Genomic DNA, 21,105 nt, shown 5'->3' with positions numbered 1-21,105 from the left:
TGTAGCCTTAATCAAAATCATTATGACTCCATCGCTATGGTCACTCAGGGGCCAACGCGCCCTCGTAACGGGCGGCACTAAAGGTATCGGCGAAGCCATTGTCCGGCAATTTCTCGACCTGGGCGCATCCGTATTTATCGTGGCCCGTACTAATGAATTGCTTCAACAACAACTAACCAGTTACCGGCAAGAAGGCCATATTGTCGAAGGGTTAGCCGCTGACGTAAGTCGGCCCGGTATGGCTGTTGAGCTGATTAAGGTCGTAGAAAAAAAATGGGATAGTTTGGATATTCTGGTCAATAACGCCGGTACAAACATTCGGAAGCCCACCGCTGAGTACAGTGCGGCTGATTATGAGCATGTTCTGAATACAAACCTACGTTCGGCATACGAACTTAGCCAGGCCGCTTACCCCTTGCTTAAGGCATCTAAAAATGGGAGGATTGTGATGGTTTCGTCGGTGTCGGGCTTGTCGCACACCAGCAGCGGGTCACTATATGGCATGACCAAAGCCGCAATGCTGCAACTCACCCGCAACCTTGCCGTCGAGTGGGCGCCCGATGGTATTCGGGTGAATGCCGTAGCGCCCTGGTACATCAGAACGCCCTTAGCCTCGCCCGTGCTGACGAATCCAGAAAAATTAGCGGGCATTCTCAAACGAACGCCCATGAATCGCATTGGCGAACCCGAAGAAGTGGCCTCCGTTGTCTCATTCCTAAGTATGCCCGCGTCGGGCTACGTTACGGGTCAAACCATTGCCGTCGATGGCGGGTTGCTGGCCTGGGCGTTTTAAAGACCCGCGACCATCGCTTTCATTTTCGCCATTGCCATATTGGTTACAGCTTGAGCGTCCTGTGCGTAGTATGTTTTATTGAACACTTCCAGCGATAATACGATGGGCCGGTCAGTGCGCTTAATCAGTTTTAGCGTCTCCTTAATGGGCGCAACGCCATCGCCCGGAAAGACACGGTCGGCATCGGTAATTTTTTCCCGTGTGAAGTCGGCCGTATAATCATTCACATGAAAAACTTCAATGGCCGATTTGCCCACCAACGGCAAACTTACATTACCCGATCCGCCCTTGTAAAGATGATAAATATCCAGCAGTAGCCTTGCCGACGGATGTCCGCTTTCAATAGCCACAAACATAAGCTCGCCCAACCGATTTAGATTGGGCGAGAAACCCCATAATTCTAATTGAGGCACCACGCCGGTTTTATCACCCAGTTCCAGAATGGCCCGGTAGCGTTCAGCCGCTTTATACAAATCAATTTTGGGGCTACCCGGCGCCTGAGCGCCAACGGGTGGTGTAGCGACGCGTTGGCAACCTACCTCCGCCAGCATCCCCATTTCTCGTTTGAGTTGCTCAAATCCTTTGGCACGGGCAGCCTCATCGTCAATAATCCAGGGCGCAAAGCCAATCGCATTTTCGATTTTTATGCCTAAATCACTCAGCCGGTTGCGGGCGTCGGCAATCGTACCGCCCCCTTTGAGATAATCCTCCAGCGTATTAATCCAGACTTCAACTGAGCGGAACCCAGCTTTTGAGGCCGTTTCCAATTCTTTCACAAACCCAAGCTTTTGCCCGCGAATGGTACTCATGTTCAGGCAAAGCGTAAACGGAGAAGCAGCCATAGGCGCTGTTTCAGCCCAGGAAGAAGCTGGAAAAAGGGATGCGCCAACCGAAGCAGTCAGGGCAGTCAGCGTTTGGCGACGGGTTATAGATTGAGACATGAACAGTAAAGAATTCAGGCGTTTGGAGACTATACAAGTAAATGAGAAAAGTGGGTAAACCTACTGTTTAGGGGCGTTCATATCGAATACAACGAATTTGTCAGTGTAGCTGAACTAGCGTTCGATGAAGAAAGAAATATTTCAATCAACTGGCGAGAGAAAACCAAAGGAAAGCCTCTCCCTCCGGCTCAGATGCGAAAAGCCGAAAAACTACTGGAAGAAAAAAAAGCGGATATTGTGAAGAAATGGATAGATTATGAAGCAACGTATCACCAAAAAGTTCTAATAAGACATGGTAAAGATTACCCAAGCCAGTTATCTAAGCGATTGTACCATCCAGTTTACCTTCAGCGATGGCAGTAGCAACGACGTTGATTTTAGCCCATTTTTAACGGCAAGCCAGAATCCAATGGTTACCCGGTTTCGTGACTTAACTAAGTTCAGGAAGTTTCGCATCGAACATAGTCGCTCTATCATTTGGGGCGACCGTAGAATGTGTTTCCCGGTCGAGTCACTTTACAAGACCGCTCCGGTTGTCCAGCCCATTCCGGCTGATGTAGCCGATAGATGGATGAAGGCTGTCTCTTGACGGATTTGTTAAAAATTCCCAACAAACGTTAAAAACCTTTCCCTTCCCGGAAAAAGAAGCCTGATTTACCCGACACAAAATTCAGGCAAATGAAAACGATACTATTGCTTACACTGCTTTCGGCCAATTTTCAAGCCCTCTCTCAAGCCGCCCGACTCGAAGACCTCTGTCAAATTTTCAACCTGCCCGATGGCAAAGACACAACGACGTTCATTGTCTTTGGCAGTAAAGAAGATTTGAAAATCAAAAAGCCACTATTTTTATTTCGGCAAGGGTCTCAGCCGATGCCAATTATTCAAGTTGACGCTGGTAAATATTACGTAGGCGCACCCTTCAAGTTTAGAGATTACAAGAATGAATACCATTTCGTCATGATTAGCAAGCCGGGCGTTCAATTAGTGGCTGATGTATCATTTCTCAACGAATATCAGCAGGCAATAAGCAGGGCGAATCCTCCGAAGAAGTTTGTGTCGGACAAATACGTAGCCAACAACTACCGCGAACGCTACGTAGCGCAGTGTAATCAGGTGATTAACTATCTGATGAAACAAACATGGATTAATGCCCGCAAGGTCGTGTATTGTGGCGGGTCTGAAGGATTTACGGTCGGTGCTGACTTGGTGGCAAATCACAATCGTTACGTGACTCATACAATTTTGCTTTCAGGCCACGCTGGTCGGCGGTTCGAGACGAATATTTATGGCATTCGCGAACAGGTAGAACGGGGTGAGATGACACCGAAGCAAGGACAGGAAATGATTGAATCGCTCTACGCCTGGTGGGCCGACATTCAGAAGCATCCCACCGCGCTCACAAACGCGCCCGCCGATACGTACCGCGCCTGGCAGTCATTCTCAATCCACAGCCTCGACAATCTGCTACGCATCAACACGCCCCTGTACATTGCCTATGGCACAGCCGATAAAGAGATTGCGCCCAGTTTGGATTATTTGCCGTTGGAGTTTATCGCACGAGGAAAGAAAAACTTAACACTAAAGCCTTATTTCGACCATGACCATCAGTTTTTCAGAATGAAGCGAGACGTGTCCGGCAAAATAATTGACAAAGAATATCGTGGTGACGATGTGGCAAAAGAGTGGATGGATTGGCTTCGTAAAACGCCCGCGCAAACTTCTTTAAAATAATTTTTCCATTTCTCCCAACTATTTCCTACTTTTGCACTCCCAAACTCGGAACACGAGTTAACGACATACGAAGGTGAAGGTCCGTTCAGGAAACCACATCTGACTTTTCGGCAAACAAGCTTTGCATTGCATGGTTTTGTCTGCCTACTGAAGGTCAGGTGCAGCGCGCCCGACCTTTTTTATGTTGGTTTCGGGCCTGATTGTTAAGTAGATATAGGATTCATCCGAAAGTTTGCCTACTTTTGCGGCCCGATTCGGCGGTGAGGCCGGTCCGCCGACGCGGTCTCGCAGGGCTGAGTTGGGAAAATCATTATCTTAATTACCTGCTTACTTTAAACAAACACAAATGTCTGGTTTAATTGGCAAGAAAATCGGGATGACCAGCGTGTACAATGCGGACGGGCAGGCTCTGGCATGTACAGTGATTGAGACGGGTCCCTGTGTCGTAACGCAAGTCCGTAGCATCGAGAAAGATGGCTACACGGCTGTGCAACTGGGTTACGGCGACAAAAAAGAAAAGCACAGTAACAAGCCGGAGATGGGCCACTTCAAAAAAGCGGGTACCACGCCTAAGCGCAAACTCGTTGAGTTCAAAGAATTCGTGAACGAGCTGAACTTAGGCCAAACCCTCACGGTAGCCGATGTATTTACTGAAGAAGACTTCGTTGACGTAGTCGGAACGGTGAAAGGTCGTGGTTTCCAGGGCGTTGTAAAACGTCACGGATTCGCTGGCGTTGGCGGTCAAACGCACGGTCAGCACAACCGGGGTCGTCACCCAGGTTCGATTGGTGCCTGCTCGTTCCCATCGCGGGTATTCAAAGGTATTCGTATGGGTGGTCGCATGGGCGGCAACCGCGTGAAGGTTCAAAACCTGCGTGTGCTGCGTATTCTGCCTGAGCAAAATCTGCTCGTTGTTAGCGGTTCGATTCCGGGAGCTAAAAATTCATACGTTATTATTGAGAAATAGGCCATGGAAGTAATCGTATATAACAGCAAAGGCGAGGACACAGGCAAAAAGGTCACGCTTTCAGAAGAGATTTTCGGCATCACACCGAATCAGCACGCGATCTACCTCGACGTGAAGCAATACCTGGCTAACCAACGGCAGGGAACGCACAAAGCGAAAGAGCGCGCTGAAAACGCCCACTCGACTCGTAAATTAAAGAAGCAAAAAGGTACGGGCGGTGCGCGTGCGGGTAGTGCCAAATCGCCGGTATTTGTAGGTGGTGGTACCATTTTCGGACCCCGCCCCCGCGATTATAGCTTCAAGCTGAATAAAAAAGTGAAAGCGCTCGCCCGCCAGTCGGCTTATGCCGTGAAAGCGAAGGCCGAAAAGATTTCGGTTATCGACAACATCACCCTGGAAGCGCCACGCACCAAAGATTACATTCAGTTCCTGAGCGATCTGAATCTAACGGGTCGCAAAACGCTGCTGATTCTGCCAGACGTGAACACGAATGTTGTGCTGTCGAGCCGGAATGTGCAGAAAGCGAAAGTGACCACAGCCTCGCAGGTAAATACCTATGACCTGATGAACGCCGACCAACTGCTCATTAGCGAAGAAGCTCTGTCAACCATTCAAACGTTGTTCGACAAATAACATGAGCGTACTGAAACGACCAATCGTCACCGAAAAAATGACGGGCCTTAACAAGCAGGGGAAGTATGCTTTTGAGGTTGAATTGAAAGCCAACAAACTCGAAATCGGCAAAGCCATCGAGAAAATGTACGGCGTAAACGTTGAGGCTGTGAATACCTTCCGGGTATACGGGAAAAAACGCAGCAAGAACATCAACGGACGTGTTGTATCGGGCAAGACCCCAACCATTAAGAAAGCAATCGTAACGGTTGCAGAGGGCGAAGTCATTGACATTTACGCTGACCTGTAAACCGAGCATTGCTCTACCATCCAATCAGTCATGGGAGTTAAAAAACTAAGACCAATAACGCCGAGTACACGTTTTCGCGTGGCACCCGACTTTGCGGAAATAACAGCCTCCAAGCCGGAAAAAAGCCTGCTGGAGCCCATCAAGAGAACCGGTGGCCGGAATAACGAAGGTCACCGCACTATGCGCTACATTGGTGGAGGTCATAAGCGGAAATACCGTATTATTGACTTTAAGCGCGATAAAGTCGGCCAACCCGCCGAAGTTTTGACTGTAGAATACGACCCAAACCGTTCGGCCCGCATCTCGCTGGTGCAATATGCCGACGGCGAAAAACGCTACATCATCGCCCCACAGGGTATCACCGTTGGCCAGACGATTCAGTCGGGCGAAGGTGTTACTCCCGATGTTGGTAATGCCCTGCCCCTGGCAGCTATGCCCATCGGTACTATCGTTCACAACATCGAACTGACACCGGGTAAAGGGGGTACAATGGCCCGCTCAGCAGGTACGTATGCTCAGTTGGTTGGTCGTGAAGATAAGTACGCTATCCTGCGGTTGCCGTCGGGCGAAACCCGACGGGTTCTGAGTGCGGGTATGGCCACAGTGGGTTCGGTATCTAACCCCGACCACATGAACGTTGTTGTGGGTAAGGCTGGCCGGAATCGCTGGTTGGGTATTCGTCCCCGCGTTCGGGCGGTGGTTATGAACCCCGTCGATCACCCAATGGGTGGCGGTGAAGGCCGGGCATCTGGTGGTCACCCACGGTCACGCAATGGCCAGTATGCCAAAGGTCAAAAGACCCGCAACAAGAATAAGCCATCTGAGAGTATGATTATTAGCCGACGCAAAAAGTAACAGATAATAATGGCACGTTCACTCAAAAAAGGCCCCTATATTGATTTTCGTCTGGACAATAAAGTGCAGACGCAGAATGATTCGGGCAAGAAATCGGTCATCAAAACCTGGTCGCGTCGTTCGATGATTTCGCCGGATTTTGTAGGCCACACATTCGCTGTGCATAACGGCAACAAGTTTATTCCGGTTTATGTAACGGAAAATATGGTAGGCCACAAGCTCGGCGAATTCTCGCCAACGCGCAACTTCCGGGGGCACACCGCAAAGAAAGACAAGGGCAAACGATAAATTAGCAGGGAGCAGGGAGCAGGGAGCAGGGTATTGTAATGACCCCGTGCTCCCTGCCTCGCGCTCCGAGCCATAAAAAAACATGGAAGCAGTAGCAAGACTTAGAGATGTGCCCACGTCGCCCCGTAAGATGCGGTTAATTGCCGACCTGATTCGTGGTCAGCGCGTTAGCCGGGCGTTGGGTCTGTTAAAATATCAGCCACAGGCTGGTGCCGATATATTGCAGAAGGTGCTTTTGTCGGCAGTTGCCAACTGGCAGCAGAAAAATGAAGATGAGCGTATCGAAGACGCTGACCTTTATGTAAAAACGATTTTTGTCGATGGCGGTCCGATGCTGAAGCGTCTGCGACCAGCTCCACAAGGTCGTGGCCACCGGATTCGGAAGCGGTCAAATCACATCACAATTGTGATTGACAGTGCAGCACAAACCCTGTTGGAGTCGGCAGAAGCAGAAACCCCTGAAAACGAACAATAATAAGAAATGGGACAAAAAATAAATCCAGTTGGCTTTCGACTTGGTATTGTTCGGGGCTGGGAATCGAGCTGGTACGGTGGTAAAGAATTTGCGGACAAGCTCGTTGAAGACGAGAAAATCCGTAAATACGTTGCAGCCCGTATCCCGAAAGGCGCCATTGCACGGGTCGTTATTGAGCGTACCCTGAAACGCGTTACCCTTACGATTCACACGGCCCGTCCGGGTATCGTAATCGGTAAAGGTGGTGGCGAAGTTGATAAGATTAAAGAAGAGCTGAAGAAGATTACGGGCAAAGATGTTCAAATCAATATCTTCGAAATCAAACGGCCTGAAATCGACGCTAAACTTGTTGGCGAAGCTATCGCCCAACAGTTACAGGCTCGTATTTCGTTCCGTCGCGCCATGAAGCAAGCCATTCAGTCGGCACTTCGGGTAGGCGCACAGGGCATCAAAGTAAAAGTATCGGGTCGTTTGGGTGGCGCTGAAATTGCCCGCTCGGAGCAGTATAAAGAAGGGCGTGTGCCTCTCCATACACTCCGTGCCGACATCGACTATGCCATTTCTGAAGCCCAAACCGTTTACGGCAAAATCGGCATCAAGGTGTGGATTTTCAAAGGTGAAGTCTATGGCAAGCGCGATCTGTCGCCAGCAGCCATGATGACACAGGCACAAGCCGGTGAGCGTTCTACATCATCTAACGACCGGGGCGACCGTCGGGGCCCTCGTGGCGACCGTGAAGGTGGCGACCGGGGTGGCCGTGGTCGCGGTGAGCGCGGTGCTAATGACCGGGGAGGTCAGGGCGGTAATCGCGGTGGCGGTGGAGGAGGTCAGGGCGGTAATCGCGGTGGCGGTGGAGGCCAGGGCGGTAATCGTGGTGGCGGTGGAGGCCAGGGCGGTAATCGCGGTGGCGGTGGAGGACCAAGACGATAAACGAGTTCAAAGTTTCAGGTTTCAAGTTCCAGTTCTGGAGTTTTAAATTTGGAACCTGAAACCTGAAACGATAAACTGATAACAGAAAAATGTTACAGCCAAAAAGAACTAAATTCCGTAAGCAACATAAAGGAAGGATTCCGGGTATCGCATCGCGTGGTCACGAGATTTCTTTCGGTACGTTCGGCATTAAATCGCTGGAGCCGGGTCGGATTACCGCCCGCCAGATTGAAGCCGCCCGTATTTCTGTAACCCGTGCCATGAAACGTGAAGGCCAGGTTTGGATACGTATTTTCCCAGACAAGCCGATTACGAAAAAACCGGCTGAAGTACGGATGGGTAAAGGTAAAGGCGCGCCCGAATACTGGGTAGCCGTAGTGAAGCCCGGTACGATTATGTTCGAAGCAACGGGTGTTGATTTGGCAACGGGAATGGAAGCCCTACGTCTGGCTGCTCAGAAGTTGCCCGTTCGGACCAAATTTGTTGTCCGGCGCGATTATCAGGAGCAAGTTGAGGAATAGTATCCCTAAGCGACGAACAAGATGAAAAAAGAAGATTTGAAAGGATTGTCGGCTGATGAGTTACGTACTGAACTCGGTACGGAACAGGATCGCCTGCTGAAACTGAAGTTTGCTCATGCGGTATCTCCGGTTGAGAACCCTATGCGTATTCGTGAGAGCCGCAAACGGATTGCTCGCCTGAACACAGAACTGACAGCTAAATCGCGGCAAGCCCACTAAGACACGACGATGGAAGAGCAACAAGCACCAGCACCGCAAGAGGAGGTAACAACTCCAGCGGTAGCAGAAACAGCCCCACAGGAGGAAGTATTAACTCCAGTGGCAGCAACAAAAGAAGAGCCGACGGCAACCGCTCCCAAAACGAGTGAAGCCAAACCGGCATCGGAGCGCAACGCCAGGAAAGAGCGGATTGGACGGGTAACGAGCAACAAAATGCAGAAGACCATTACAGTTTCAATTGACCGTAAGGTGAAGCACCCGATGTATGGCAAGTTCATGAACAAGACGAAAAAACTGACGGTCCATGACGAGAAAAATGAGTGTGGTATCGGCGACACGGTTCGTGTGATGGAAACCCGCCCATTGAGCAAGAATAAGCGTTGGCGGTTAATCGAAATCATCGAAAAAGCGAAGTAAGCCATGGTACAGCAAGAATCAAGATTAGGCGTAGCCGATAACAGTGGCGCAAAGGAAGTGCTGGTTATCCGTGTTCTGGGCGGTACGGGCAAGCGGTATGCATCAGTTGGTGACAAAATTGTCGTGACCGTGAAACAAGCCCTGTCGTCCAGTAGTATGAAAAAAGGGACAGTGTCGAAAGCCGTTGTTGTTCGGACTAAGAAAGAGGTGCGCCGGAAAGACGGGTCGTACATCCGCTTTGAAGACAATGCAGCCGTACTGCTCAACAACAATGATGAGCCGCGTGGCACTCGGATTTTCGGTCCTGTAGCCCGTGAATTGCGTGAGAAGCAGTTTATGAAAATCGTATCGTTAGCCCCGGAGGTATTGTAAGCCATGGAGAAGAAAATAACGCTACCGAAACACAAATTCCACATCAAGACAGGCGATACAGTCCTCGTGATTGGTGGAAACTCGAAAGGGCAGCGCGGAGTCGTGAAAGAAGTAATCGTAGAAAAAGACCGTGCCCGCGTTGAGGGGGTTGCGATGATTACCAAGCACTTGAAGCCTACAGCTTCCAGCCCACAGGGGAGCCTGGAGAAAACGGAAGGATCAATTCACATCAGTAATTTGAAATTGGTTGACCCCGCTACTGGCGAACCCACGCGCACAGGTCGTAAGTTGAACGAGAAGGGTAAACTGCAACGCTTCTCCAAGAAGACGGGCAATTTTATTCCTGACTCGTTCCGTAAGCAGTAACACGAAACAAGGTCTAAGAAAATGGCAACGCCAAGACTGAAAGAAAAATATCTAAGCGAAATCGTACCTCAATTGAAGGACAAGTTTCAGTATAAGTCGGTTATGCAAGTGCCGCGTCTGAGCAAAATCGTCATCAATAAAGGTATTGGAGCCGCTGTCGCCGATAAAAAATTGGTAGACGTAGGCGTCGAAGAATTAACGACCATCACGGGTCAGAAAGCCATTCCGACGATGTCGAAGAAGGCCGTTTCGAACTTCAAACTGCGGGAAAAAATGCCCATTGGTGCGAAGGTAACGCTGCGTGGTGTAAAGATGTACGAATTTCTGGACCGGCTGACGTCTGTATCGCTGCCCCGCGTTCGTGACTTCAAAGGTATCAGTGACAAAGGGTTCGACGGACGTGGCAATTATACGTTCGGTGTGCAGGAGCAGATTATCTTCCCCGAAATCAGCATTGACAAAGTAGCCCGTATTTCGGGGATGGACATCACCTTCGTGACGACCGCCAACACCGATAATGAAAGTTACGAGTTGCTGAAAGCAATGGGTATGCCGTTTGCTAAAAGTGGTAAATAACAACCGACACAAAGGCTAAAATAATGGCAAAAGAATCAATTAAAGCACGGGAACGGAAACGCGAAGCGTTAGTTGCCAAATATGCTGTGAAACGGGCCGCTCTGAAAGCTGCCGGTGACTACATAGGTCTGGACAAGCTGCCTAAAAACGCATCGCCTGTTCGGTTGCACAACCGGTGTAAATTAACAGGTCGTCCCCGGGGCTATATGCGTAAGTTTGGTATTTCGCGGGTAACCTTCCGGGAAATGGCATCGGCGGGTAAAATTCCGGGTGTAACCAAGGCAAGCTGGTAGTTCCAGACGCCGTTTCTCATTGTAATTCAGTTTCCGTAATTTTGTGAACTTACTCAAAAACAGAGGTTTGCAAGTAACGCAACGCTAAGAATGAATACAGATCCAATAGCAGATTATCTAACTCGCGTTAGAAATGCCATCCGGGCTAAGCACCGGGTCGTGGAAATTCCTGCTTCCAACATAAAGAAAGAAATCACTAAAGTTTTGTATGAGAAAGGGTTTATCCAGAACTATAAGTTCGACGATAGCACCCCCCAGGGCAGCATTAAAATTGCGCTGAAGTACAATCCAACAACGAAGCAACCGGCTATCGTTGATCTGCAACGCATTAGCCGCCCAGGTCTGCGTCAGTATCGGGGGGCCGATAATCTGCCGCGTATCCTGAATGGTTTGGGTGTCGCTATCATTTCGACCTCGAAAGGCGTGATGACGGATAAAGAAGCCAAAACGCTGAACGTCGGTGGAGAGGTGTTGTGTTACGTATATTAATCCGACCTGAACAATGTCACGCATAGGTAAGAAACCAATTGCCCTACCCAGCAACGTAACGTTGTCCGTCGACGCGCAAAACGTCGTGACGGTAAAAGGGCCTAAAGGCACCCTGATCCAGTCGGTTAATCCGGATATTTCGGTAGCCATTGAAGATGGTCAGATTCAAATATCCCGCCCCACGGAGCAAAAGCGCCATAAAGCGCTGCACGGTCTCTACCGCTCACTCGTGAGCAACATGGTACAGGGCGTAAGTGAAGGCTACAAACTCGATCTGGAAGTGATCGGGGTTGGTTATAAAGCATCAGTTGTCAATAACGTTCTCGAATTGCAACTTGGCTACTCACACAACGTGTATGTAGCGGTTCCACAAGAGATTAAAGTATCGGCTATTACAGAGAAAGGTCAGAACCCAAAAGTGTATCTGGAAGGATCCGACAAACAACTCCTCGGCGACGTAGCGGCTAAAATCCGTTCGCTCCGTAAAGTTGAGCCGTATAAAGGCAAAGGTATCCGCTTTATTGGTGAGCAGGTTCGCCGGAAAGCAGGTAAATCTTCGTCGAAAAAATAATATTTACAGCCCCCTAACCCCCAAAGGGGAAACTGTTGGCGCAAGCCTATTTTCCCTTTGAGGGTTAGGGGGCTTTATTTTAAACGCCTATTTGGTCGGAATCAAATAACATGGCAACAACGAATAAACAAGAACGAAGGCAGCGGATTAAGTTTGGTATCCGGGCTAAAGTATCGGGTACGGCAGAACGTCCGCGCCTGTCAGTTTTTCGCTCGAACAAAGCGATTTACGCCCAACTGATTGACGATGTAGCTGGCCGTACACTGGCAGCGGCATCATCGGTTGAGTTAAAAAGCGAAACTGAAGGTAATACCATCGAAACGGCGAAGAAAGTAGGTCAGCGCCTGGCCGAAAAAGCAGTTTCCCAGAACATCAGCGCGGCTGTGTTCGACCGAAACGGCTACTTATATCACGGTAAAGTAAAAGCACTGGCCGATGCAGCCCGTGAGGGAGGCCTTAAGTTCTAAGCATTAAATGCGTAGCAATGAATATAAATTCAGCAAGACCGACAAAGTTTAACGAGGCCGACCTTAAAGAAAAGGTGGTCGCCATCAACCGCGTAGCGAAGGTGGTAAAAGGTGGTCGCCGGTTCAGTTTCTCGGCGATTGTGGTCGTCGGTGACGGTAACGGTGTCGTTGGTTACGGATTGGGCAAGGCCAATGAAGTAACCGACGCTATTGCCAAAGGGGTAGAAGATGCCAAGAAAAATCTGGTACAGATCCCACTTCTGAAGCGTACAGTTCCTCACGAAATGGAAGGTAAATTCAGCGGTGGTTTTGTTCTGCTGAAACCAGCCGCTCCGGGTACCGGTGTAATTGCTGGCGGTGCTATGCGGGCCGTTCTCGAATCGGCGGGTATACACGACATTCTGGCAAAATCGAAAGGTTCATCGAACCCGCATAATGTAGTAAAAGCGACAATTACTGCCCTGTTGAAAATGCGCTTACCGCATCAGGTAGCGTTTCAGCGTCAGGTGAGTTTAGCGAAAGTATTCAACGGTTAATTTAAACGGAGCAACAGCCATGGCACGAGTACGTATTACACAGGTCAGCAGCACCATCAAACGACCGTTATCCCAGAAGAATGCTATAAAGTCGTTAGGCTTAGGCAAAATCAACCGTAGTGTCGAACTGGAATACAACGATGCATTGAAAGGGGCCATCAATAAGGTGGGACACTTGGTGAAAGTTGAAGAAATTTAAGTACCTTTGCGATTCTTTTGGTTTTCAGACCATAACAACTTTATGTTGTCGTTGTGTTGAAGAGCCAAAAGAATCATCTTTTTATCTGTAAACTAAGAAAAGAGATAAGACGTAGGAAAGAGCCGGGTAGCAATGGTCTTTTTCTTCTATCGACCCTCTTTCTTCCAAAAAATCACATGAATTTAAGCAACCTTAGACCGGCAAAAGGTTCCGTCAGAGAGCGCAAGCGAGTCGGACGCGGGCAGGGGTCAGGCATGGGCGGAACGTCTACGCGTGGCCATAAAGGAGCGCAGTCACGTTCCGGTTATAGTCGTAAAACACACTTCGAGGGTGGCCAGATGCCACTGCAACGTCGTGTACCGAAGTTCGGCTTCAAGAATATCAACCGCGTCGAGTACAAACCTCTCAACTTAGACAGCATTCAGGCGTTAGTTGATGAAACTAAAGCGACTGTTGTTGATATAGACTTTATGCTCCAGCATGGCCTGGTAAGCAAAAAAGATCTTGTTAAAGTTTTGAGCCGGGGTGAGCTAAGAACCGCCGTTGAAATTCATGCCCACGCTTTCTCGACCAGCGCGAAAGACGCAATTGAAAAAGCAGGTGGTAAGGCCATCGTGCCTGTTAAAGGAGCGAAAGAGGAAGCAGCTAACTAAGTTGTGTGTACGGCAACCGCCGACCTACTTTTATGAACCGACTCATCACCACGTTTAAGAATATTTTTGCAATTGACGAGTTGCGGGGTCGAATCCTCAACACAATTCTGTTCATTGCAGCCTTTCGTCTGGGTTCAGCCATTGTGCTACCTGGCGTTGACCCTAACAAACTGAATCTTAATCCGCAGGGATTGCTTGGTTTGTTGGACACCTTTTTGGGTGGTGCATTCAGTAAGGCTTCGATTTTTGCTCTGGGCATTATGCCGTATATCTCGGCATCGATTGCCATTCAGCTACTCACGCTGGCTCTGCCTTACTTCCAGAAAATGCAGAAGGAAGGTGAGTCTGGCCGCAAGCGACTGAACCAGATTACGCGCGTATTGACCATTGGGGTAACGGCTGTACAAGCCATCACCTACGTGAATACGACGATTCCGGCAGATGCATTATTAATTGACCGGGGTTTGTTTACGATTGCCTCTGTTTTTATCCTTACGTCGGGCACCATCTTTTGTATGTGGCTCGGTGAACGGATTACGGATAAAGGCATCGGCAACGGTATTTCCATGATTATTATGATTGGAATTGTATCGCGGCTTCCGGGTGCTATTATCGGGGAACAACAATCGAGAGGATCGGGCGGTATTCTCCTCTTCGTTCTGGAATTGGTTGCCCTGTATTTTGTTGTCATGGGTGCGGTTGTTCTGACGCAGGCTATCCGTCGGATTCCGATTCAATACGCCAAGCAGGTCATTGGCAACAAAGTTGTGGGTGGACAGCGGCAATACCTGCCGCTGAAGCTGAACGCAGCCGGTGTGATGCCGATTATTTTCGCCCAGGCGCTGATGTTCATTCCAACGTATGTAGCAGGACTTTTTGCGGAGAAAAGCGACTTTGCTGCTGGTGTACAAAACGCGTTTCAGAGCTACACGACCTGGCAGTATAACCTGTTGTTTGCCATGCTGATTATCATCTTTACCTTCTTTTACACGGCCATTTCCGTTAACCCGGTCCAGATTGCCGATGATATGAAACGTAGTGGTGGCTTCATTCCGGGTGTAAAACCAGGACTTCAGACGTCGGAGTACATAGGAACCGTGCTTGACCGGATTACGTTACCCGGCGCCATTATGCTGGCTATCGTAGCCATCCTGCCGGCTATTGCCAACCTGCTGGGTATGACCAGTGGCTTCGCGCAATTCTTCGGGGGTACGTCGCTGCTGATTATGGTTGGAGTAGTACTGGATACGCTTCAGCAAGTTGAAAGTTATCTGCTTATGCGCCGGTACGAAGGGCTGATGAAATCAGGTCGGGTACAAGGGCGAACAAGCAGCGAGACTGTAGCGGCTTAACCGAAATGGCTGGTTCCGACAAAAAGGATAAAATGATTTATTTCAGAAGTGATGAAGAGATCACTCTGATAAAAATTAGTGCACAGGTACTTGGAAAAGCGCACGCTGAAGTGGCGAAACTAATCCGGCCCGGCATTACCACGAAGGAACTGGATGTAGTTGCTGAAACGTTTATTAAGGATAACGGAGGCTATCCATCATTCTTAGGGTATAACAAGTTTCCGGCTTCGCTCTGTATTTCTGTCAACGATGTAGTGGTGCACGGATTTCCGAGCCGCTACGAACTCCGAGACGGGGACATCATCTCGATTGACTGCGGTGTTAAACTGAATGGCTATCATAGCGATAGTGCTTATACGTATCCTGTTGGCGAAGTTAGCCTGGCCGTTCGTCGGTTGTTAACCCGCACGAAGGAGTCACTCTACGTCGGTCTTGAGAAGGCGGTAGATGGGAATCGGGTTGGCGATATTGGGTACGCGATTCAGACATATACGGAGAAATTCGGGTATTCGGTGGTTCGGGAGTTAGTGGGTCATGGCGTTGGTCAGAGCCTGCATGAAGCTCCCGAAGTACCAAATTACGGCAAACGCGGACAAGGCCCTAAGCTGCGTGAAGGAATGATTCTGGCGATTGAGCCAATGATTAACTTCGGCAAGAAAGGCGTAGTTCAGGAGCGCGACGGCTGGACAATTCGGACGGTTGACCGTAAACCATCGGCCCATTTTGAACATACGGTCGCGGTGCGAAAAGGGAAGCCCGAAATTCTGACAACCTTTGAATATATAGAAGCAGTCACCGCGAATACAAGCCTGATGGTTGAAACACAGGAACTGATGGCGGCTTAAAGCGAACATGGCAAAGCAGAATTCTATAGAACAGGACGGTGTAATTTTGGAGGCATTATCGAATGCAATGTTCCGGGTCGAGTTGGCTAACAAGCATGAGGTAATCGCTCACATCTCCGGCAAAATGCGGATGAACTACATCAAGATTTTGCCCGGAGACCGCGTAAAATTAGAAATGTCGCCTTACGATTTGAGCAAGGCGCGAATTGTGTACCGATACAAATAAGTTTATGGTTTGTAGTTTGTAGTTTGATGCGGAAGTCTGATAACTATAAACTATAAACTACGAACTGCAAACTTTTAAGAACATGAAAGTTAAAGCGTCCGTCAAAAAGCGCAGCGAAGACTGCAAGATAATCCGTCGGAAAGGGAAGCTGTACGTGATTAACAAAAAGAATCCCCGTTACAAACAAAGACAAGGCTAAGCATGGCACGTATTGCAGGTGTTGATATTCCAGACAAGAAGCGTGGCGAAATTGCGCTGACGTATATCTACGGCATTGGTCGTAGCCGGGCTAAGAAAATCCTGACCGACGCGGGCATCAGCGTCGACAAGAAAGCCAGCGAATGGTCGGACGATGAAGCGAGCGCTGTGCGTAACGCGATCTCGAACGAGTACAAAGTTGAGGGTCAGTTGCGGTCGGAAGTTCAGTTAAGCATCAAGCGATTGATGGATATTGGCTGCTATCGGGGTCTGCGTCACCGGAAAGGTCTGCCGGTTCGTGGTCAGCATACGAAAAACAACTCGCGTACCCGGAAAGGCAAGCGGAAGACAGTGGCTAACAAGAAGAAAGTAACGAAATAATTAATCGGTCGCTCATCGTCACACGGAGCATTTAGCGTCATTTTGTTTACAAATGGCAAGTAATGATAACCGGTGGCACATTGACGATTACCTAACAAAATGGCTCAAGCAAAACGCAAAGACAAAGCGAAAAAGCGGGTGGTCGTTGTTGAACCCGTTGGTCAGGTACACATCCGGGCTACGTTTAACAACATCATCATTTCGATTACCAACATGAACGGCCAGGTTATTTCCTGGGCATCGGCGGGTAAAATGGGCTTTCGTGGCTCAAAGAAAAACACCCCGTATGCTGCACAAACTGCCGCTCAAAACTGTGCTGCCGTTGCCCACGACCTGGGTATGCGGAAAGCAGAGGTGTTCGTGAAAGGACCGGGTTCTGGCCGTGAGTCGGCTATCCGTACCATTCAGAACTCAGGTATCGAAGTAACGACAATCCGTGATATTACCCCGTTGCCGCACAATGGATGCCGGCCGCCAAAACGGAGAAGAGTTTAATGTTTCACGTTCCAACGTTAGTTTACTCGCTCTACTAGCCTGGAACATCAAATTTGATACGTTAAACTAAAATGAATAGGGACAGGCGACATTTAGTTGTGTCTGTCCAATGTTTCACTCTTATTCATTCATTGAACGAATGGCACGTTACACAGGCCCAAAGGCCAAAATTTCGCGTAAGTTCGGCGAACCCGTGATGGGACCGAGCAAAGCGCTTCAGAAAAAAAACTACGGACCGGGTATGCACGGTCGGGGTCGCAAACGGAAACAGTCCGAATATGCGCTCCAATTGCTGGAAAAGCAAAAAGTAAAGTATACGTATGGCATTCTGGAACGTCAGTTCCGTGCCTTGTTCCACCGGGCGCAGGTTCGGGAAGGAATTACGGGCGAAAACCTGCTCAAATTGTGCGAAGCCCGTTTGGATAACACAGTTTATCGCTTGGGTATCGCTACATCTCGCCGGGCTGCTCGCCAGTTGGTATCGCACAAACACATCATCGTCGATGGCGAAGTGGTAAACATTCCATCCTATTCGCTGAAACCCGGCCAGTTGATTGGTGTTCGGGAGAAATCGAAGTCGCTGGAAGCCGTTTCGACAAGCGTAGCCGCCCGCAATACGAAGCGCTATAATTGGGTTGAATGGGACGCGCAGCAACTAACAGGTAAATTCATCAGCTATCCTGAGCGCGACCAAATTCCCGAAAACTTCAACGAGCAGGCTATCGTCGAATTGTATTCGAAGTAAGCTTACTGGCAGAACTCAACCCGGATTCTGCTGGATTTTCATATCGTCTACGGTGCATAGTTGATTGGTTTTCGGTGGAAAACTGGTCATTTGTCCAGAAGAGAACCAAAACCGAAGTGCTGAAACCGTAAATATAATTTCAGTCTTCACGCCAAGGCAGAGAACTGCTCTAAAATACGAAACGTATGTCAATATTAGCGTTCCAAATGCCCGACAAAGTCGTAGTGGAGAAAGCTGACGACTTTCACGGGGTGTTTGAATTCAAACCCCTTGAAAAAGGATATGGTGTAACAATCGGCAACGCGCTCCGTCGCATCCTGCTGTCATCGCTGGAAGGGTACGCCATTACAAGCGTAAAGTTCCCCGGTGTGTTGCACGAATTCTCTTCTATAGAGGGCGTTGTTGAAGATGTGACAGAGATCATTCTGAACCTAAAAATGGTTCGGTTTAAAAAGATCAATGACATGGTCGACAACAAAATCACGGTCCATATTAAAAAGCAATCAGTCTTGCGGGCTGGTGATATATCTAAATTTTCGCCATCGTTCGAGGTGCTGAATCCTGAACTGGAAATCTGCCATATCGACGATACGCGGGATTTAGAGATGGAAATTTTTGTGGAGAAAGGTCGGGGTTATGTGCCGGCGGATGAACCCCGCGCGAACGAATTACCGTTCGGCCATATCCCAATCGATGCCATTTTCACGCCAATCAAAAACGTGAAATATGGCGTGGATAACACACGGGTTGAGCAGAAAACCGATTATGAGCGCCTGCTTTTAGACATCGAAACGGATGGCTCGGTGCATCCTGAAATTGCGTTGCAGGAAGCCGCCAAGATTCTGATTCAGCACTTTATGCTGTTCTCTGATCAGACGATGACGTTTGAAACGGCCAAGCCGGAAGAGGAAAACGTCGTGGACGAAGAAGTTCTGCACATGCGGAAACTCCTGAAAACCTCGCTGGCCGACCTCGACCTGTCGGTTCGGGCCTACAACTGCCTCAAGTCGGCGGATGTTAGGACGCTGGGCGATTTGGTTCGGTTAGAGATTTCGGACATGATGAAGTTTCGCAACTTTGGTAAGAAGTCGCTGACGGAGCTTGAGCAATTAGTTGCTGAAAAGAACCTGACGTTCGGTATGGATGTCGCTAAGTACAGATTAGACGAAGATTAAAAAAAGTTGTTCTAAGTTTCAAGTTTCATGTTCCACGTTATCGAGCATGGAACATGAAACTTGAAACTTGAAACAAATAAGAAATAATGAGACACGGTAAAAAAGATAATCACCTAAGCCGGACGCACTCGCACCGCGAAGCGATGCTGCAGAACATGGCCTCGTCGCTTATCCTGCACAAACGCATCGAAACGACGGTGGCGAAAGCGAAAGAACTCCGCAAATTTGTGGAACCCATTCTAACGAAGGCAAAAGATGACACCTTCCAGAATCGTCGTATTGTATTCCAGTCGCTGAACGACAAGGAGACGATGAAAGAGTTGTTTGGTACGGTGGCCGACAAAATCGCCAGTCGTCCCGGCGGTTATACGCGCATCATCAAGTTGGGCAACCGCTTAGGTGATAACGCCGAAACCTGCCTGATTGAATTGGTTGACTTCAACGAATTGCTGATTGCGGCCGTTGCCGAGAAAGCAACTGCGGCAACTAAAACGCGCCGGAGCCGTCGGGGTAGTGGTTCGGCTCGTCAGGCTGCTGATGGGTCTGCACCGGTTGCCACGGCTAAACCAGTTGACGCACCGGTTGCCGCCGATGTGGTAGAAACGACCGCTGAAGTTGTTGCAGACACTGCTGCCGCTGACGACCTGACGTTGATTGAAGGCATCGGTCCGAAAATTGCCGAGTTGCTCAACAACGCGGGTATTACTACCTTTGCTCAGTTGGCCGATGCAGAAGATGAAACGGTTCAGCAGGTGCTGGCAGAGGCTGGCCCTCGGTTCAACATCCACGACGCAACGACCTGGAATGAACAGGCTGTTCTTGCCCGTGATGGTAAATTAGACGAACTGAACGAATTGCAGGCTAGGTTAAAAGGTGGTAAAGAAGAATAACGCAGTGACTTACGAAACACGTCATATAGAAATGGGTTAACCGTGCTGGTTAGCCCTTTTTTTTAGTCTTTCAAGCCAAAACGCATACATGAAACATACGCAGCAGCCCGAAGCGCTATTAGTTTTGCAGGATGGAACCGTTTATCGGGGTCTGGCTCTCGGCAAAATCGGCACCGCTGGGGGAGAAATTTGCTTTAACACCGGTATGACCGGTTATCAGGAGATTTACACCGATCCCTCCTACTATGGTCAGGTCATCATCAATACCACATCGCATATTGGGAATTACGGGGTGCTGAACGAGGCCGAACAGGAATCAAATGGGGTGAAAATTCGGGCGATGGTCTGCAATTTCTTCTCCAATATTCACTCGCGTCACACGGCTGACGGCTCCTTGCAGGCCTATTTCGAGAAGGCAAACATCGTCGGGATTCACGGGGTTGACACCCGGCAATTGGTGCGATACATCCGCTCGAAGGGCGTCATGAACTGCATCATTTCGTCGGAAACACTGGACCCCGCCCTATTGCTGACGCAATTAAACAACGTACCCGACATGGCCGGGCTGGAACTGTCGTCGGAGGTTTGCACCAAAGAAGCCTACGAGCAGGGCAATCCCGAAGCGAATCTGCGTGTAGCTGTACTGGATTTGGGTGTTAAACGCAGCATCCTCAGCAATTTTAACGAACGAGGTGTCTTCTGCAAAGTTTTTCCGGCCAAAACACCCTATACTGAATTAGCCGCCTGGAAGCCCAATGGTTATTTCATTGCCAATGGCCCCGGCGACCCGGCGGCTATGCCCTACGCAGTTGAAACAGTCAGGCAGGCATTGGCCACTGAAACGCCTTTATTCGGTATTTGTTTAGGTCACCAGATTCTGTCATTAGCCAGCGGCATTTCGACCTATAAAATGCACAATGGCCATCGGGGGCTGAACCATCCGGTTAAGAATTTGATTACCGGCCTTTGTGAAATAACATCACAAAATCACGGTTTTGCGGTAAAGGCCGAAGAAGTAATGGATCATGCAAACGTTGAACTAACGCATATCAACCTCAACGATAATACTATTGAGGGTATCCGGAGGAAAGACAAACCTGCGTTTTCGGTGCAGTACCACCCCGAATCATCGCCGGGTCCACACGACTCGCGGTACTTGTTCGACCAGTTTGTGGGCATGATGAAGGAGTAAAGTTGGAAGGCATTGGGCAGTA

General features: G+C 49.2%; 34 protein-coding genes. 33 read left to right on the top strand and 1 reads right to left on the bottom strand.

Annotated elements, in window-relative coordinates:
• Positions 1-22 precede the first annotated feature (22 nt).
• Entirely contained in the window at positions 23-793 is a 771-nt protein-coding gene (locus tag ACYVI1_RS12370; RefSeq protein ID WP_460910408.1) for an SDR family oxidoreductase, read from the top strand.
• Here ACYVI1_RS12370 and ACYVI1_RS12365 read toward each other — a convergent pair.
• Entirely contained in the window at positions 790-1,734 is a 945-nt protein-coding gene (locus tag ACYVI1_RS12365) for a sugar phosphate isomerase/epimerase family protein (RefSeq protein WP_460910406.1), read from the bottom strand. The two genes, ACYVI1_RS12370 and ACYVI1_RS12365, sit on opposite strands and share 4 nt — an antisense overlap.
• A 292-nt stretch (positions 1,735-2,026) precedes the next feature.
• On the opposite strand from ACYVI1_RS12365, the gene ACYVI1_RS12360 reads away from it, so the two are divergent.
• The 32 genes from ACYVI1_RS12360 (at position 2,027) to carA (ending at position 21,083) form a co-directional block, all read left to right on the top strand.
• Positions 2,027-2,323 carry a DUF2442 domain-containing protein gene (locus ACYVI1_RS12360; RefSeq protein WP_460910404.1) on the top strand — a complete coding sequence of 99 codons (297 nt, stop codon included), beginning with the start codon at positions 2,027-2,029 and terminating at the stop codon, positions 2,321-2,323.
• An 89-nt stretch (positions 2,324-2,412) separates the two neighbouring features.
• Positions 2,413-3,468 (top strand): hypothetical protein, encoded by a 1,056-nt coding sequence (locus tag ACYVI1_RS12355; RefSeq protein ID WP_460910402.1) that lies wholly within the window; start codon positions 2,413-2,415, stop codon positions 3,466-3,468.
• Positions 3,469-3,814: 346 nt separating this feature from the next.
• Positions 3,815-4,435 carry a 50S ribosomal protein L3 gene (gene rplC, locus ACYVI1_RS12350; protein WP_460910400.1) on the top strand — a complete coding sequence of 207 codons (621 nt, stop codon included), beginning with the start codon at positions 3,815-3,817 and terminating at the stop codon, positions 4,433-4,435.
• 3 nt (positions 4,436-4,438) lie between these two features.
• Positions 4,439-5,068, top strand: a complete 630-nt coding sequence (gene rplD / locus ACYVI1_RS12345) for a 50S ribosomal protein L4 (protein ID WP_460910398.1) — start codon at positions 4,439-4,441, stop codon at positions 5,066-5,068.
• 1 nt (position 5,069) lies between these two features.
• Positions 5,070-5,357 carry a 50S ribosomal protein L23 gene (gene rplW / locus ACYVI1_RS12340; RefSeq protein ID WP_460910396.1) on the top strand — a complete coding sequence of 96 codons (288 nt, stop codon included), beginning with the start codon at positions 5,070-5,072 and terminating at the stop codon, positions 5,355-5,357.
• Positions 5,358-5,387: 30 nt separating this feature from the next.
• The gene (gene rplB, locus ACYVI1_RS12335; protein ID WP_460910394.1) at positions 5,388-6,212 is read left to right on the top strand and encodes a 50S ribosomal protein L2; all 825 of its coding nucleotides are present in this window, start codon (positions 5,388-5,390) and stop codon (positions 6,210-6,212) included.
• 9 nt (positions 6,213-6,221) lie between these two features.
• Positions 6,222-6,500 carry a 30S ribosomal protein S19 gene (rpsS, locus tag ACYVI1_RS12330; protein WP_018618700.1) on the top strand — a complete coding sequence of 93 codons (279 nt, stop codon included), beginning with the start codon at positions 6,222-6,224 and terminating at the stop codon, positions 6,498-6,500.
• 82 nt (positions 6,501-6,582) lie between these two features.
• The gene (rplV, locus tag ACYVI1_RS12325) at positions 6,583-6,975 is read left to right on the top strand and encodes a 50S ribosomal protein L22 (protein WP_460910392.1); all 393 of its coding nucleotides are present in this window, start codon (positions 6,583-6,585) and stop codon (positions 6,973-6,975) included.
• Between the two features lie 6 nt (positions 6,976-6,981).
• Positions 6,982-7,905, top strand: coding sequence for a 30S ribosomal protein S3 (gene rpsC / locus ACYVI1_RS12320; RefSeq protein ID WP_460910390.1), 924 nt, complete (start codon positions 6,982-6,984; stop codon positions 7,903-7,905).
• A gap of 89 nt (positions 7,906-7,994) precedes the next feature.
• Positions 7,995-8,426: a 50S ribosomal protein L16 gene (gene rplP / locus ACYVI1_RS12315; RefSeq protein WP_191040219.1), complete on the top strand. Its 432-nt coding sequence runs from the start codon at positions 7,995-7,997 to the stop codon at positions 8,424-8,426.
• Between the two features lie 21 nt (positions 8,427-8,447).
• The gene (gene rpmC / locus ACYVI1_RS12310; protein ID WP_460910388.1) at positions 8,448-8,645 is read left to right on the top strand and encodes a 50S ribosomal protein L29; all 198 of its coding nucleotides are present in this window, start codon (positions 8,448-8,450) and stop codon (positions 8,643-8,645) included.
• A 189-nt stretch (positions 8,646-8,834) separates the two neighbouring features.
• Complete coding sequence (rpsQ, locus tag ACYVI1_RS12305; RefSeq protein WP_460910525.1) at positions 8,835-9,062, top strand: 30S ribosomal protein S17; 228 nt, start codon at positions 8,835-8,837, stop codon at positions 9,060-9,062.
• A 3-nt stretch (positions 9,063-9,065) separates the two neighbouring features.
• Positions 9,066-9,434 (top strand): 50S ribosomal protein L14, encoded by a 369-nt coding sequence (rplN, locus tag ACYVI1_RS12300; protein ID WP_018618706.1) that lies wholly within the window; start codon positions 9,066-9,068, stop codon positions 9,432-9,434.
• A gap of 3 nt (positions 9,435-9,437) precedes the next feature.
• A complete protein-coding gene (gene rplX / locus ACYVI1_RS12295; protein WP_460910386.1) occupies positions 9,438-9,800 on the top strand; it encodes a 50S ribosomal protein L24 in 363 nt (120 codons plus the stop codon).
• A 21-nt stretch (positions 9,801-9,821) separates the two neighbouring features.
• Positions 9,822-10,376, top strand: coding sequence for a 50S ribosomal protein L5 (rplE, locus tag ACYVI1_RS12290; protein ID WP_460910384.1), 555 nt, complete (start codon positions 9,822-9,824; stop codon positions 10,374-10,376).
• 23 nt (positions 10,377-10,399) lie between these two features.
• Positions 10,400-10,669, top strand: coding sequence for a 30S ribosomal protein S14 (rpsN, locus tag ACYVI1_RS12285; protein ID WP_018618709.1), 270 nt, complete (start codon positions 10,400-10,402; stop codon positions 10,667-10,669).
• Between the two features lie 90 nt (positions 10,670-10,759).
• Positions 10,760-11,158, top strand: a complete 399-nt coding sequence (rpsH, locus tag ACYVI1_RS12280) for a 30S ribosomal protein S8 (RefSeq protein WP_460910382.1) — start codon at positions 10,760-10,762, stop codon at positions 11,156-11,158.
• A gap of 13 nt (positions 11,159-11,171) precedes the next feature.
• Positions 11,172-11,729: a 50S ribosomal protein L6 gene (gene rplF, locus ACYVI1_RS12275; RefSeq protein WP_460910380.1), complete on the top strand. Its 558-nt coding sequence runs from the start codon at positions 11,172-11,174 to the stop codon at positions 11,727-11,729.
• 110 nt (positions 11,730-11,839) lie between these two features.
• Entirely contained in the window at positions 11,840-12,196 is a 357-nt protein-coding gene (rplR, locus tag ACYVI1_RS12270; RefSeq protein ID WP_460910378.1) for a 50S ribosomal protein L18, read from the top strand.
• A gap of 17 nt (positions 12,197-12,213) precedes the next feature.
• Positions 12,214-12,732, top strand: coding sequence for a 30S ribosomal protein S5 (rpsE, locus tag ACYVI1_RS12265; protein WP_460910376.1), 519 nt, complete (start codon positions 12,214-12,216; stop codon positions 12,730-12,732).
• A gap of 19 nt (positions 12,733-12,751) precedes the next feature.
• On the top strand, positions 12,752-12,931 hold the full coding sequence (rpmD, locus tag ACYVI1_RS12260) for a 50S ribosomal protein L30 (RefSeq protein ID WP_460910375.1): 180 nt from the start codon (positions 12,752-12,754) through the stop codon (positions 12,929-12,931).
• Positions 12,932-13,107: 176 nt separating this feature from the next.
• A complete protein-coding gene (rplO, locus tag ACYVI1_RS12255) occupies positions 13,108-13,584 on the top strand; it encodes a 50S ribosomal protein L15 (RefSeq protein WP_460910373.1) in 477 nt (158 codons plus the stop codon).
• A 32-nt stretch (positions 13,585-13,616) separates the two neighbouring features.
• A complete protein-coding gene (gene secY / locus ACYVI1_RS12250) occupies positions 13,617-14,936 on the top strand; it encodes a preprotein translocase subunit SecY (RefSeq protein ID WP_460910371.1) in 1,320 nt (439 codons plus the stop codon).
• Positions 14,937-14,968: 32 nt separating this feature from the next.
• On the top strand, positions 14,969-15,781 hold the full coding sequence (gene map / locus ACYVI1_RS12245) for a type I methionyl aminopeptidase (RefSeq protein WP_460910523.1): 813 nt from the start codon (positions 14,969-14,971) through the stop codon (positions 15,779-15,781).
• A gap of 7 nt (positions 15,782-15,788) precedes the next feature.
• Entirely contained in the window at positions 15,789-16,007 is a 219-nt protein-coding gene (gene infA / locus ACYVI1_RS12240) for a translation initiation factor IF-1 (protein ID WP_009284801.1), read from the top strand.
• 82 nt (positions 16,008-16,089) lie between these two features.
• The gene (gene ykgO / locus ACYVI1_RS12235) at positions 16,090-16,206 is read left to right on the top strand and encodes a type B 50S ribosomal protein L36 (RefSeq protein ID WP_191040229.1); all 117 of its coding nucleotides are present in this window, start codon (positions 16,090-16,092) and stop codon (positions 16,204-16,206) included.
• 2 nt (positions 16,207-16,208) lie between these two features.
• Complete coding sequence (gene rpsM / locus ACYVI1_RS12230) at positions 16,209-16,586, top strand: 30S ribosomal protein S13 (RefSeq protein WP_020603978.1); 378 nt, start codon at positions 16,209-16,211, stop codon at positions 16,584-16,586.
• Positions 16,587-16,685: 99 nt separating this feature from the next.
• A complete protein-coding gene (rpsK, locus tag ACYVI1_RS12225) occupies positions 16,686-17,081 on the top strand; it encodes a 30S ribosomal protein S11 (protein ID WP_171737784.1) in 396 nt (131 codons plus the stop codon).
• A gap of 139 nt (positions 17,082-17,220) precedes the next feature.
• On the top strand, positions 17,221-17,826 hold the full coding sequence (gene rpsD, locus ACYVI1_RS12220; protein WP_460910369.1) for a 30S ribosomal protein S4: 606 nt from the start codon (positions 17,221-17,223) through the stop codon (positions 17,824-17,826).
• Positions 17,827-18,011: 185 nt separating this feature from the next.
• On the top strand, positions 18,012-19,001 hold the full coding sequence (locus ACYVI1_RS12215) for a DNA-directed RNA polymerase subunit alpha (protein ID WP_460910367.1): 990 nt from the start codon (positions 18,012-18,014) through the stop codon (positions 18,999-19,001).
• A gap of 86 nt (positions 19,002-19,087) precedes the next feature.
• Positions 19,088-19,891, top strand: coding sequence for a 50S ribosomal protein L17 (gene rplQ / locus ACYVI1_RS12210; RefSeq protein ID WP_460910365.1), 804 nt, complete (start codon positions 19,088-19,090; stop codon positions 19,889-19,891).
• An 88-nt stretch (positions 19,892-19,979) separates the two neighbouring features.
• Entirely contained in the window at positions 19,980-21,083 is a 1,104-nt protein-coding gene (gene carA / locus ACYVI1_RS12205; protein ID WP_460910363.1) for a glutamine-hydrolyzing carbamoyl-phosphate synthase small subunit, read from the top strand.
• Positions 21,084-21,105: the final 22 nt, after the last annotated feature.

The sequence above is a fragment of the Spirosoma areae genome (assembly GCF_054781775.1).
This window is presented reverse-complemented; position numbering and strand designations above follow the sequence as displayed.